General features: G+C 64.1%; 10 protein-coding genes. 3 read left to right on the top strand and 7 right to left on the bottom strand.

All coding sequences use genetic code 11. The features are described 5' to 3' along the window. From AC3IFE_RS08230 to typA, 7 genes are all read right to left on the bottom strand, one after another. The coding region (locus tag AC3IFE_RS08230) for a transposase (RefSeq protein ID WP_489189672.1) at positions 1-347 on the bottom strand (347 nt) is incomplete at its 3' end. 107 nt (positions 348-454) lie between these two features. Then, positions 455-865: a transposase gene (locus AC3IFE_RS08225; RefSeq protein ID WP_489190181.1), complete on the bottom strand. Its 411-nt coding sequence runs from the start codon at positions 863-865 to the stop codon at positions 455-457. A 149-nt stretch (positions 866-1,014) separates the two neighbouring features. Then, entirely contained in the window at positions 1,015-2,112 is a 1,098-nt protein-coding gene (gene zapE, locus AC3IFE_RS08220) for a cell division protein ZapE (RefSeq protein ID WP_489190180.1), read from the bottom strand. 99 nt (positions 2,113-2,211) lie between these two features. Beyond that, complete coding sequence (gene lpdA, locus AC3IFE_RS08215) at positions 2,212-3,642, bottom strand: dihydrolipoyl dehydrogenase (protein ID WP_059499048.1); 1,431 nt, start codon at positions 3,640-3,642, stop codon at positions 2,212-2,214. A gap of 81 nt (positions 3,643-3,723) precedes the next feature. Next, positions 3,724-5,001, bottom strand: a complete 1,278-nt coding sequence (odhB, locus tag AC3IFE_RS08210; protein ID WP_089467308.1) for a 2-oxoglutarate dehydrogenase complex dihydrolipoyllysine-residue succinyltransferase — start codon at positions 4,999-5,001, stop codon at positions 3,724-3,726. A 135-nt stretch (positions 5,002-5,136) separates the two neighbouring features. Further along, positions 5,137-8,001, bottom strand: coding sequence for a 2-oxoglutarate dehydrogenase E1 component (locus AC3IFE_RS08205; protein WP_089467307.1), 2,865 nt, complete (start codon positions 7,999-8,001; stop codon positions 5,137-5,139). A gap of 317 nt (positions 8,002-8,318) precedes the next feature. Further along, positions 8,319-10,145: a translational GTPase TypA gene (gene typA / locus AC3IFE_RS08200; protein ID WP_006476159.1), complete on the bottom strand. Its 1,827-nt coding sequence runs from the start codon at positions 10,143-10,145 to the stop codon at positions 8,319-8,321. 327 nt (positions 10,146-10,472) lie between these two features. Here typA and AC3IFE_RS08195 point away from each other — a divergent pair, with 327 nt between their 5' ends. The 3 genes from AC3IFE_RS08195 (at position 10,473) to AC3IFE_RS08185 (ending at position 13,815) form a co-directional block, all read left to right on the top strand. Beyond that, entirely contained in the window at positions 10,473-10,964 is a 492-nt protein-coding gene (locus AC3IFE_RS08195; RefSeq protein WP_089467305.1) for a MarR family winged helix-turn-helix transcriptional regulator, read from the top strand. 87 nt (positions 10,965-11,051) lie between these two features. Beyond that, positions 11,052-12,548: an efflux transporter outer membrane subunit gene (locus tag AC3IFE_RS08190; protein WP_489190179.1), complete on the top strand. Its 1,497-nt coding sequence runs from the start codon at positions 11,052-11,054 to the stop codon at positions 12,546-12,548. A gap of 52 nt (positions 12,549-12,600) precedes the next feature. Beyond that, positions 12,601-13,815, top strand: a complete 1,215-nt coding sequence (locus AC3IFE_RS08185) for an EmrA/EmrK family multidrug efflux transporter periplasmic adaptor subunit (RefSeq protein ID WP_489190178.1) — start codon at positions 12,601-12,603, stop codon at positions 13,813-13,815. Positions 13,816-13,837: the final 22 nt, after the last annotated feature.

Below are 13,837 nucleotides of genomic sequence, written 5' to 3'. Positions count from 1 at the left end.
CCCGCCCCAACGGCGCGAATCGATGACGAATCGACAGCGGCTCGCGAAAAGTCGATCTGGTCTGCTGCTCGCAGCTTCGCGAGCAGCAACTCGTGCAAGCGGTCCCACACGCCGGCCGCCTGCCAGTCGCGCAGCCGCCGCCAACATGTCACGCCCGAGCCGCAACCCATCTCGGCAGGCAGGTCGCGCCAGCGTAGTCCGGTCTCGAGAACGAACAAGATGCCGGTCAGCGCGGCGCGATTCGAAACAGGCAGGCGGCCCGGGTTCTTCTCGCGCCGCGGCTTGGATGGCGGCAGTAACGGCTCGATCAGTGTCCACAATTCGTCGTCGATGATCGGCTTGCCCATCTCCTCGGCCTCGGTTGTTCCGATGCCTGAGGTTAACAGCTCGCCGCGAAAGTTAACAGGCCCACGGGCTCTTTTTGAAACCGTCTCTTACGAAAAAACGATGACCCTCATGCCGCGTGCTTCATTGCATCCGATGCATAGCTACCCGGCGCACGATATGCGGGCGCCGCGTTGCTACGCGCCTCCGCCGCCTTCGATTGCGAGTGCTTGCGCATTCGCGCGGACAGTTCATTGCACAGATTCATGCCGGCGTCGCCATAGAGTTCACGCATCACGTTCATCAGCGTGCCTGTTTCATGCCACACCTTGAAACGGCGATGACATGTTTGATACGACGGGTAACGGCGCGGCATGGCCGACCATGTCGCGCCACTGTAGATCACCCAGAGCACACCGTTGAGCACGGCCCGCGTATTGGCTAACGGCCGGCCGCGCAACTCGGTGCGCGGCTGCATTTCGGGCAGAAGCGGCGCGACGCAGCGCCATTCTTGGTCGGTCAAATCGCGATACGGTGTCATGGACATCTCCAGCCTTAATAACCATGACACCACAATATCGGCTCACCTCAACGATGAATATAAGACAAATCCGAAAATACCCGGAGATCGGCGAAATCTAACCGAAATTGACGTTTAAATGCCGCCAATTGCCCGAGCCGGCAAGCGGCTCAGGTCAACGACGTATCGACGATGCGGCGCGGCGTTTCGAGATACTCCTTCGACTGCATCTCGACGATGCGCGAGACCGTACGCGCGAATTCGTTGGCCATCGGCCCTTCGACGTACAACGCCTCGGCCGGCACCGCCGCGGACATCAGCAGCTTGACCTTGTGGTCGTACAGCACGTCGATGAGCCACGTGAAACGGCGCGCTTCCGACGCCATCCGCGGCGACATCTGCGGCACCTCGGACAGCACGATCGCATGGAAGCGACTCGCCAGCTCGAGGTAATCGTTCTGCGAACGCGGGCCGCCGCACAGCGTCGCGAAATCGAACCACACGACGCCGTCCGCCTTGCGCAGCGCCTTCAGCTCGCGCTTCTCGATATGCAGGATCGGGCTCTCGTCGGGCACGGCCGCGAGCTTGCCGAATGCATGTCGCAGTTCGCGATCGGCCTCCGCGCCGAGCGGCGTGTGATACATCTTCACCTGCGCAAGGGTGCGCTGACGATAGTCGACCCCCGCGTCGACGTTGAGCACGTCGAGCTTTTCCTTGATCAGCGCGATCGCCGGCAGCATGCGGTCGCGATGCAGGCCGTCCGGATACAGGTCGTCGGGACCGTAATTGGACGTCATCACGAACTGCACGCCGTTGTTGAACAGGCGGTCGAGCAGGCGATACAGGATCATCGCGTCGGCGATGTCCGATACGTGGAACTCGTCGAAGCAGATCAACCGATAGCGCTTCGCGATGCGTCGCGCGAGTTCGTCGAGCGGATCGGCCTGCCCTTTCAGCTCCTCGAGCTCGCGGTGCACTTCGCGCATGAATTCGTGGAAATGCAGGCGTGTCTTGCGCTGCACGGGCACCACCGCGTAGAAGCTGTCCATCAGGAAGCTCTTGCCGCGGCCGACACCGCCCCACATGTAGACGCCGCGCGGGAGATCCGGGTGATTGATGAGCTTCTTGAACGCGTTCGAGCGGCGCGCCTTGTAGTCGACCCATTCGTCGAAACAGCGCTGCAGGCGATCGACGGCCGCGCGCTGAGCGGGATCGGACTGATAGCCGCGCGTGGTCAACTCGCGCGTGTAGTATTCGGTGACGTTCATCAGGGCAAACCGGAAAAAACAAAGGCGAGCGGGAAAACCCGCCCGCCCTCGTCATGAGACGGTTGCGCCAGCCGGTGGCCGGCCGGCGCTATACCGCGCTCAGCTGTTCAGCGAGCGCTTGTCGACGGCGAGCGCCGCTTCGCGCATCACTTCCGACATCGACGGGTGCGGATGGCAGATGCGGGCGATGTCTTCCGACGCCGCCTTGAACTCCATCGCCACCACGGCTTCCGCGATCAGGTCCGACGCGTTCGCCGCGATCACGTGCACGCCGAGCAGCTCGTCGGTCTTCGCGTCCGCGATCATCTTCACGAAACCGTCCGGCGCGTTCATGCCGAGCGCGCGGCCGTTGATCGAGAACGGGAACTTGCCCGTCTTGATCTCGCGGCCTTCCGCCTTCAGCTGCTGCTCCGTCTTGCCGACCCATGCGATTTCCGGGTACGTGTAGATCACCCACGGAATGCAGTTGTAGTCGATGTGCGGCTTCTGGCCGTCGATCACTTCCGCGACCAGCACGCCTTCGTCTTCCGCCTTGTGCGCGAGCATCGGGCCGCGCACCACGTCGCCGATCGCGTAGACGTTCGGCACCGCCGTGCGGCAGTGGTCGTCCACGTCGATGAAGCCGCGCTCGTTCGCCTTCAGGCCGATGGCCTCAAGGCCGAGGTTGTCGGTGTTCGGCACACGGCCGACCGACACGATCAGGCGGTCGGCGTCGAGCGTCTGCGCGTTGCCGTCCTTGTCCGTGTAGGCGATCGACACGCCGTTCGCGGTCGTCTTCACGTCGCCGATCTTCACGCCGAGATGGATGTCGAGGCCCTGCTTCTTGAACAGCTTCGCCGCTTCCTTCGCGAGCGCTTCGTCGGCCGCGCCGAGGAACGCCGGCAGCGCTTCGAGCACCGTCACGTCGGCACCCAGGCGGCGCCACACCGAGCCAAGCTCGAGGCCGATCACGCCCGCGCCGATCACGGCGAGCTTCTTCGGCACCGAGTCGAACGTCAGCGCACCTTCGTTGTCCGACACGATCTTGTTGTCGACCGGAATGTTCGGCAGATGACGCGCCTTCGAACCCGTCGCGATGATCACGTTCTTCGCGGTGACGACTTCGGTTTCACCCTCGCCGCTCACTTCGATCTGCACGCCGGCGTCGGTCTTGCCGGTGAACTTGCCATGGCCCTTCAGCCAGGTGATCTTGTTCTTCTTGAACAGGAACTCGATCCCGCTCGTCATCTTCTCGACGATCGCGTCCTTGCGGCCGAGCATCTTCGCGACGTCGATCTTCACGCCGTCGACCGTGATGCCGTGGTCGGCCAGGTGATGCGACGTGTTCTCGAACTCTTCCGACGATGCGAGCAGCGCCTTCGACGGGATGCAGCCCACGTTCAGGCAGGTGCCGCCGAGCTTCAGCGCGCCGGCCGGGTTCTTCCACTTCTCGATACAGGCAACGGTCTTGCCGAGCTGCGCGGCGCGAATCGCGGCGATGTAGCCGCCGGGGCCGGCGCCGATCACGACGACGTCAAATTCCTTGGACATGACAATCCTTTCCACTTGTACGCCCGCAGGTTCGCGCGTGGGCGCGAACCTGCGGAACAGGTCGATGCAGTGAGACTCGGCTTACAGGTCGAGCAGCAGGCGTGCCGGATCTTCCAGCGCATCCTTCATCGCGACGAGCGACAGCACGGCTTCGCGGCCGTCGATGATGCGGTGATCGTACGACAGCGCGAGGTAGTTGATCGGGCGGATCACGATCTGGCCGTTTTCGACGACCGGACGCTCCTTCGTCGCGTGCACGCCGAGGATGGCCGACTGCGGCGGGTTGATGATCGGGGTCGACAGCATCGAGCCGAACACGCCGCCGTTCGAGATCGAGAACGTACCGCCCGTCATTTCCTCGATCGACAGCTTGCCGTCCTTCGCCTTCTGGCCGAATTCGGCGATCTTCTTCTCGATCTCGGCGAGGCTCAGTTGATCCGCGTTGCGCAGGATCGGCACGACCAGGCCGCGCGGCGAACCGACCGCGATACCGATGTCGAAGTAGCCGTGATAGACGATGTCGTTACCGTCGATCGACGCGTTCACGAGCGGGAACTTCTTCAGCGCGTGCACGGCCGCCTTCACGAAGAACGACATGAAGCCGAGCTTCACGCCGTGTTCCTTCTCGAACTTGTCCTTGTACTTGTTGCGCAACTCCATGACCGGAGCCATGTTGACTTCGTTGAACGTCGTCAGGATCGCGTTGGTCTGCTGCGATTCGAGCAGGCGCTCGGCGATCCGCGCACGCAGGCGCGACATCGGCACGCGCTGCTCCGGACGGTCGTTCAGCCAGGTCGCTGCCGACGCCGGCACCTTCACTTCCGGCAGCGTCGGCTTCGCGGCGGCGGTCTTCGCCGGTGCGGCGGCCGGAGCAGCCTTCGGTGCGCTGCCTGCGGCCAGCGCATCGCCCTTGGTGACGCGGCCGTCGCGGCCCGAACCTGCGACGTCGCCTGCCGACAGGCCCTTCTCGGCCAGCAGCTTCGACGCGGCCGGCGATGCAGCAGCCGAGCTCGACGCGGTTGCGGCGGCCGGCTGGGCTGCCGGTGCGGCTGCAGCAGGTGCTGCCGCCGGCTTCACTTCGGCCGCGCCTGCCGCTGCTTCGGCGGCACCTGCCTTCGCTTCGGTGTCGATCGTCGCGATGATCTGGTCGGCAACGACGGTGTCACCGTCGTTCTGCAGCACTTGCGCGAGCACGCCCGCGGCCGGCGCCGGCACTTCGAGCACGACCTTGTCGGTCTCGAGCTCGATCAGGATTTCGTCCTGCGCGACTGCTTCGCCCGGCTTCTTCTTCCACTGCAGCATGGTGGCTTCCGACACCGACTCCGAAAGCTGGGGGACTTTGACTTCTACGATAGCCATGTGATTTTCCTGGATGCTTAATCTGGGGTATGACGAGGTTCGTGCGATTCCTTCGGCCGGTGCGGCGCGCGACGCGCCCGGGGGCCAAAAGGGACGGGAAAGCGCCGCGCGCCTTCCCGTTTCGCTTGACGTCGGTTATTTCGCGATCGATGCGCTCTTCAGGCGGCCGAATGCACCTTCGATCAGGGCCTTCTGCTGCTCGTAGTGCTTCGCGTAGTAGCCAACCGCCGGCGAGGCCGAAGCCGGACGGCCGCTGTATGCCAGCTTCTGCCCTTCCTTCATGCCTTCCTTCAGGTGGTGCTCGACGTAGAACCAGGGGCCCTGGTTCTGCGGCTCGTCCTGCACCCAGACCACTTCCGTCGCGTTCTCGTACTTCTTCATTTCGGCTTCGAACTGCTTGTGCGCGAACGGATACAGTTGCTCGATACGGATGATCGCGACGTCGTTCGCCTTCGCTTCGCGGCGGTGCGCGACGAGGTCGTAATACACGCGGCCCGAGCATGCCAGCACGCGCTTGACCTTCTTCGCGTCGATGCCGCCGTCGGTTTCGCCCAGCACCGGCTGGAACGAGCCCTTCGCCAGTTCCGACAGGTCCGACACGGCTTCCTTGTGACGCAGCAGCGACTTCGGCGTGGCGACGATCAGCGGCTTGCGGAACAGGCGGATCATCTGGCGACGCAGCAGGTGGAAGATCTGCGCCGGCGTCGTCGGCTGGACGACCTGCATGTTGTGGTCGGCACACAGTTGCAGGAAACGCTCGATACGCGTGGACGAGTGTTCCGGACCCTGGCCTTCGTAGCCGTGCGGCAGCAGCATCGTGAGACCCGACACGCGGCCCCACTTCACTTCGCCCGACGAGATGAACTGGTCGATCACGACCTGCGCGCCGTTGACGAAGTCGCCGAACTGCGCTTCCCACAGCACGAGCGTGTTCGGCTCGGCGGTCGAGTAACCGTATTCGAAGCCCAGCACCGCTTCTTCCGACAGCACCGAATCGATCACCGTGAACTTCGCCTGACCGTCGGCGATGTTCTGCAGCGGCACGTACGTGCCGTCATTCCAGCGCTCGCGGTTCTGGTCATGCAGCACCGCGTGACGGTGCGTGAACGTGCCGCGGCCCGAGTCCTGGCCCGTCAGGCGCACCGAGTAGCCCGATGCGACGAGCGACGCGAACGCGAGGTGTTCGCCCATGCCCCAGTCGAGCGGCTGGTCGCCGCGCGCCATGTTGCGGCGGTCGTTGATCACGCGCTCGACGAGCGGGTGAACCTTGAAGTTTTCCGGGACCGTCGTGATGCGTTCGCCGAGGCGCTTCAGTTCGGCGAGCGGCACGGCCGTGTCGGCTGCGTCCGTCCACTTGCGGTTCAGGAACGGAACCCAGTCGACCGCGTACTTGCTCTTGTAGTTCGACAGGACCGGATCGACGGTGTGGTGGCCGTCGTCCATCGCCTTGCGGTACGCCTTCACGTAGTTGTCGGCGTCTTCCGCGGTGATCACGCCCTGCTGCACGAGCTTCTCGGCGTACAACGCACGGGTGCCCGGGTGCTGCGCGATCTTCTTGTACATCAGCGGCTGCGTGACCGCCGGCGTGTCCTGCTCGTTGTGACCCAGCTTGCGGAAGCAGACGATGTCGATCACGACATCCTTGTGGAACTGCATCCGGTAGTCGATCGCGATCTGGATCGCGAGCACGACGGCTTCCGGATCGTCGCCGTTCACGTGCAGCACCGGCGCTTCGATCATCTTGACAACGTCGGTACAGTACAGCGTCGAGCGCGCGTCGCGCGGGTCGGACGTCGTGAAGCCGATCTGGTTGTTGATGACGATGTGCAGCGTGCCGTGCGTGCCGTAACCGCGCGTCTGCGCGAGGTTCAGCGTTTCCATCACGACGCCCTGGCCGGCGAAGGCCGCGTCGCCGTGGATCTGCACCGGCAGCACTTGCAGGCCGTCTTCGTCGCCGCGACGGTCCATCCGTGCCTTCGCGGAACCTTCGACCACCGGGTTCACGATTTCGAGGTGCGACGGGTTGAACGCGAGCGACAGGTGGACCGGGCCCCCTTCCGTCGACACGTCCGACGAGAAGCCCTTGTGGTATTTCACGTCACCGGCCGGCAGGTCGTCGACGTGCTTGCCTTCGAATTCGGCGAACAGGTCGGCCGGCATCTTGCCCAGCGTGTTGACCAGCACGTTCAGACGGCCGCGGTGAGCCATGCCGATGATGATTTCCTGCACGCCGCTCTTGCCGGCGTGCTGGACGACTTCGTCCATCGCCGCGATGAAGCTTTCGCCGCCTTCGAGCGAGAAGCGCTTCTGGCCGACGTACTTGGTGTGCAGGTAGCGCTCGAGGCCTTCGGCGGCCGTCAGGCGATTCAGGATGTGCTTCTTCTTGTCGACCGAGAACGACGGCGTCGCGCGGGTCGACTCCAGACGCTCCTGCCACCAGCGCTTCTGTTCCGGATCGCTGATGTACATGTACTCGGCGCCGATCGTGCCGCAGTACGTGTCGCGCAGACCCTTGACGATGTCGCGCAGCGAAGCCTGGTCGAAGCCGAAGTACAGGTTGCTTGCGCTGTACGTCTGGTCGAGGTCGCCTTCGGAGAAGTCGTAGAAAGCCGGTTCGAGTTCGGGAATGGCGGGACGTTCGCGACGCTTCAGCGGATCGAGGTTGGCCCATTGCGAGCCGAGGAAGCGGTAGGCGCTGATCAGCGACTGGACGTGCACCTGCTTGCGTGCGGTCGCGAGATTGCTCGTGCTTTCGCGCGGGATGAAGGCATTGGCCTTCGCACGCTCGGCGAACGATTCGACGATCGGGAAGTGAGCGACGTCATTGGCGTTCGAGCCGTCCGTCGCGGGCACGTTCTGCAGCGCGTCGAAATACTCTCGCCAGTTCTCCGGCACCGACGCCGGATTGTTGAGGTATGCATCGTACAGTTCTTCAACGTACGAAGCATTGCCGCCGAACAGATAGGAGTTCAGCTGGAACTGCTTCATTACATCTGACATTTTACGCTCACCTTTCTTCGAGCTTCTCGAGAAATAGCGGGTTACTCAACCTTCCGCGACACGGCCTGACCGTTTAGCGGATTGCGAATCAAGTCTTGCTTGGAAGGACCTAAAACTTGCGTGCGCGCAGCATATCACAGAACCGATACCGGAGTTCACGGCGAAATGTGCCTGAAAGCACCGTGCGGCGGGGTTTTGCCGAATTGCCGCGACCCGCGGGAACAGTGTTTTTCAGACACTCCGGCTCCGCGACGCGCGGATACAAAAAAGGCTGCCCGAAGGCAGCCTTTTTCATCGTGCGCGGGAACAGTCGATGCTTAGTCAACCGCGCCCTCGCGGCTCGCGCGGCGACGCTCGTGCTCCTTCAGGAAGCGCTTGCGCAGGCGGATCGACTGCGGCGTCACTTCGACAAGTTCGTCGTCGTCGATGAATTCGACCGCGTATTCCAGCGACATCTGGACCGGCGGCACGAGACGGACGGCTTCGTCGGTACCCGACGCGCGCACGTTGGTCAGCTGCTTGCCCTTGATCGGGTTCACGACGAGATCGTTGTCGCGGCTGTGGATGCCGATGATCATGCCCTCATACAGCGCGTCGCCCGGCTTCACGAACATGCGGCCGCGATCCTGCAGCTTCCACAGTGCGTAGGCAACCGCCGCGCCGTCGTCCTGCGAGATCAGCACGCCGTTGCGGCGCTCGAACACCGAGCCGTCCTTGACCGGTGCGTACGAGTCGAAGATGTGGCTCATCAGGCCCGTGCCGCGCGTGAGCGTCAGGAATTCGCTCTGGAAGCCGATCAGGCCGCGCGCCGAGATTTTGTATTCCAGACGCGTACGGCCGCGGCCGTCCGACGCCATGTCGAGCATTTCGCCCTTGCGGCGGCCCAGCTCTTCCATCACGCCGCCCTGGTGTTCGTCCTCGACGTCGACCGTCAGCAGCTCGTACGGCTCGTGACGCACGCCGTCGATTTCCTGCATCACCACGCGCGGACGCGACACGGCCAGCTCGTAGCCTTCGCGGCGCATGTTCTCGACGAGAATCGTCAGGTGCAGTTCGCCGCGGCCCGACACTTCGAACACCGTTTCGTCGCCGGTATCCTTCACGCGCAGCGCGACGTTGTGGTTCAGTTCCTTCATCAGACGATCGCGGATCTGGCGGCTCGTCACGAACTTGCCTTCGCGGCCGGCGAGCGGCGACGAGTTGACGAGGAAGTTCATCGTCAGCGTCGGCTCGTCGACGGTGATCATCGGCAGCGCTTCCGGCGTGTCGACCGCGCAGATCGTCGCGCCGATGCCGACGTCTTCAATACCGTTGATCAGCACGATGTCGCCCGCTTCGGCCGATTCGACCTGCACGCGCTCCAGCCCCTTGAACGACAGCACCTGGTTGATCTTGCGGTTCAGCACGTCGCCTTCCGGGCCGAAGCGCATCACGACCGGCTGGCCCGGCTTGATGCGGCCGCGCGTGATGCGGCCGACGCCGATCCGGCCGACGTACGTCGAATAGTCGAGCGACGTGATCTGGAGCTGCAGCGGCGCTTCCGGATCGGCCGGGCGAACCGGCACGTGCTCGAGGATCGCCTCGAACAGCGGGCGCATGTCGCCTTCGCGCGCGGCCGGGTCGAGCGACGCGTAGCCGTTCAGGCCCGATGCGTAGACGATCGGGAAGTCGAGCTGCTCCTCGGTCGCGCCGAGCTTGTCGAACAGGTCGAAGGTCTGGTTGATCACCCAGTCGATCCGCGCGCCCGGACGATCGATCTTGTTGACGACGACGATCGGCTTCAGGCCGAGCGCGAGCGCCTTCTTCGTGACGAAGCGCGTTTGCGGCATCGGGCCTTCGACCGCGTCGACGAGCAGCAGCACCGAATCGACCATCGACAGCACGCGCTCGACTTCGCCGCCGAAGTCCGCGTGCCCCGGCGTGTCGACGATGTTGACGTGCGTGCCTTCGTATTCGACCGCGCAGTTCTTCGCGAGAATCGTGATCCCGCGCTCTTTTTCGATGTCGTTCGAGTCCATCACCCGCTCCGCAATCTGCTGGTTGTCGCGGAAGGTGCCGGACTGGCGGAGCAGTTGGTCGACGAGCGTGGTCTTGCCGTGGTCGACGTGGGCGATGATGGCGATATTGCGAAGGGCGCGGGTCATAGAAACCTGGAAATCGTTTGAACGCGCAAACGCGCGCGCTCGTTTTTCACGGGGCGCGCGCGTTGCAGCTTGAAGAGCCACAAATTATAGCACGTGCGCGTGGCGAGAGCTGACCCGCGCGTTGCAACGCAGCAAAACGGGCTATCCCGGCCTCCTTTCCCGAACCAACCAACCGGCTTTCCCCCACCGTGGCCGAACGAAAGACCTTATCGAAATAAGGGATTCTCGCCGGACAGAGCACGCGTTTTGCCGTTCGATTAACATTTGCCGCGGCAAGCAATTGTGCCTATACTGCTGCCTAGTCAACTATTGCAGCTTCAGGGTTTTATGTCGGATTCTCCTACCCCACCGCCCGTTTCGTCGCTGTCCACGTATCAGATGAACGACAGCGTCGGCTATCTGATGTCGCGCGTGAAGTCCGTGATGACCAACCTCGTCACGCAGCGCACGCAGGAAGAGCTAGGCATCACGGGCACCCAGGCGAGCATGCTGTTCATGATCGCGGTCGGCAGGTGCTCGACAGCTGCCGAACTCGCGCGCGAATACGGAATCGACGCAAGCGCGGTCACGCGCCTGCTCGACCGGGTCGAGAAACGCGGCCTGCTGTCTCGCGTGCGCAGCATCGAGGACCGGCGCGTCGTGCGCCTCGAACTCACCGACGAAGGCCGTGCGCTGGCCGAACGGCTGCCGCCCATTTTTCGCAGCGTGCTCGACCAGGTGCTGGACGGGTTTACGCCGGAAGAAGTCGGGTTCCTGAAGAGCATGCTGCGCCGCATTCTCAGCAACTATTGCGAGACGGCCGGCGGTAGCGTCACGTAATAGTTGCCATAACAATTACTTTTGACAGATTAATGTAAGGAAATCCTTGCAGTGTCCATCATTCATTCCGAGTCAGGGGTTAGCGCGATGAAAACCTCCCCGTTGTCCGTGCGCGCCGGGTCGTGCCGCGCCGCCGTCGCCGCCGCGGTCGCCGCGTTGGCGCTGGCGGGCTGCGCGAATTACATCGGCATCAAGAGCGACAAGCAGATCGCCGCCGCGTCGCAATTCGAATCCGCCCAGAGCCTGCCGGCCCAGGGCGGCCAGTGGCCGGCGCTCGACTGGGCCAGCCAGTTCGGCGATCCGCAACTGCCAAAGCTGATCGACGAAGCGCTGCAGGGCAACCCGTCGATCGCACAGGCGCAGGCGCGCATCGCGAAAGCCTCGTCGTACATCGAATCGTCCCGCTCGAACCTGATGCCGAAGGCCGAAGCCAGCTATTCGTGGACGCGCGAGCTGTATTCGTCGAACGCGCTGTTCCCGCCCCCGTACGGCGGCCAGTGGTACAGCGAGAACAATGCGCTCGCCAGCGCCTCGTGGGAACTCGACCTGTGGGGCAAGAACCGCGAACGCCTGCACACGGCCGTGTCGCAGGAAAAGGCCGCCGAAGCCGACATGCAGCAGGCGCGCATCACGCTCGCGTCGTCGGTCGCGCGCACCTACAACTCGCTCGCACAGCTCTATGCGCTGCGCGACATCGCGCAACGGGAAATCACCAACCGCGAAACGGTCGGCAAGATCACCGACGGCCGCGTCTCGGCCGGCCTCGACACCAACGTCGAACGCCAGACGGCCCGCGGCAACATTGCAACGACCCAGGCTTCGCTGTCGGACCTCGACGGCCAGATCACGACGGTGCGCTACCAGCTCGCCGCGCTGCTCGGCAAGGGCCCGGATCGCGGCCTGCAGATCGCGGTGCCCGTGATGAACCCGAGCGGCGACGTCACGCTGCCCGGCAACCTGCCGGCGGATCTCGTGTCGCGCCGCCCCGACATCGTCGCCGCGCGCTGGCAGGTCGAAGCCGCGATGCACGACGTGAAGGAAGCGAAGGCCGAGTTCTACCCCGACGTGAACCTCGCGGCCGGTTTCGGCTTCGATGCGTTCGGCTGGGGCAAATTCCTGAACTTCGCGAGCCGCCAGGCGCAGTTCGGCCCGGCGATCCACCTGCCGATCTTCGATGCCGGCGCGCTGCGCGCCCAGCTCAAAGGCCGCTACGCCGATTTCGACCTGTCGGTCGCGAACTACAACCAGACGCTGATCAGCGCGCTGAACGACGTCGCGACGCAGGTCGCGTCGATCCGCGCGGTCGATCGCCAGATGGGCGACGCCCAACGTGCGCTCGACGCATCGACGCGCGCGTACGATCTCGCGGTCATCCGCTACAAGGCCGGCCTGTCGCCGCAACTGCAGGTGCTGACGGCGGACAGCAACCGCCTCGCATCGGAGCAGACGGTGACCAACCTGAAGATGCGTCGCCGCGACATGCAGCTCGCGCTGATCAAGGCGCTGGGCGGCGGATTCGATGCGACCGGCACGCCGCTCGCCGCGCCCGACGCCGCCACGCCGACCAAACAGGCCGCCAACTGAGCCGGCGCCACCACTACGCAGACACTCGAAATAACGGACGGAGAAAATCGCCATGAGCGACCAACAAAACGCCGCCAGCGCGCAGCCGCAGAACAACGGCAAGCGCAAACGAATGATGACGCTGCTCGTCGCGGTCATCGTGATCGCGGCCATCGCATACGGCCTGTACTACTTCCTCGTCGCTCGCTTCCATGAAGACACCGACGACGCGTACGTGAACGGCAACGTCGTGCAGATCACACCGCAAGTCACCGGCACCGTGATCGCCGTGAAGGCGGACGATACGCAAACGGTCAAGGCCGGCGATCCGCTCGTCGTGCTCGATCCGGCCGATTCGCAGGTCGCGCTGCAGCAGGCGGAAGCGAACCTCGCGCAGACGGTGCGCCAGGTGCGCGGCCTGTTCGTCAACGACGACCAGTATCGCGCGCAAGTCGCGCTGCGCCAGTCCGATCTGTCGAAGGCGCAGGACGACCTGCGTCGCCGCCTCGCCGTCGCGCAAACGGGCGCCGTGTCGCAGGAAGAAATCTCGCACGCCCGCGACGCGGTGAAGGCCGCGCAGGCATCGGTCGACGCCGCGCAGCAGCAACTCGCATCGAATCGCGCATTGACCGCGAACACGACGATCGCATCGCACCCGAACGTGATGGCCGCCGCCGCGAAGGTGCGCGACGCGTACCTCGCCAACGCGCGTAACGTGCTGCCGGCGCCGGTCACCGGCTACGTCGCGAAGCGCTCGGTGCAGGTCGGCCAGCGCGTGTCGCCCGGCAACCCGCTGATGTCGGTGGTGCCGCTCAATGCCGTGTGGGTCGACGCGAACTTCAAGGAAGTCCAGCTGAAGCACATGCGCGTCGGCCAGCCGGTCGAGATGACGGCCGACATCTACGGTTCGTCGGTCACGTACCACGGCAAGGTCGTCGGCTTCTCGGCCGGCACGGGTTCGGCGTTCTCGTTGCTGCCGGCGCAGAACGCGACCGGCAACTGGATCAAGGTCGTGCAGCGCCTGCCGGTGCGAATCGAGCTCGACCCGAAGGAACTCGACAAGCATCCGCTGCGCATCGGCCTGTCGATGCAGGTCGACGTGGACATCAAGGACGAACGCGGCGACCAGCTCGTCAACGCGCCGAACACCGTCTACGAGACCAATGTGTTCGCGAAATACGGCGACGAAGCCGACGCCGAAATCGCGCGCATCATCGCCGAGAACGCCGGCGGCAATGCATCGACGCCGGTCGCGGCGAAGCAAGGCAGCGCCGCGAAAATGATGTAACCGTTCCGACTTCGGAAAGACA

It is taken from the genome of Burkholderia sp. APQ4-4ca (assembly GCF_057837105.1).
Note: the sequence above shows the minus strand (reverse complement) of the source record. Positions and strands in the feature narration are given on the sequence as shown.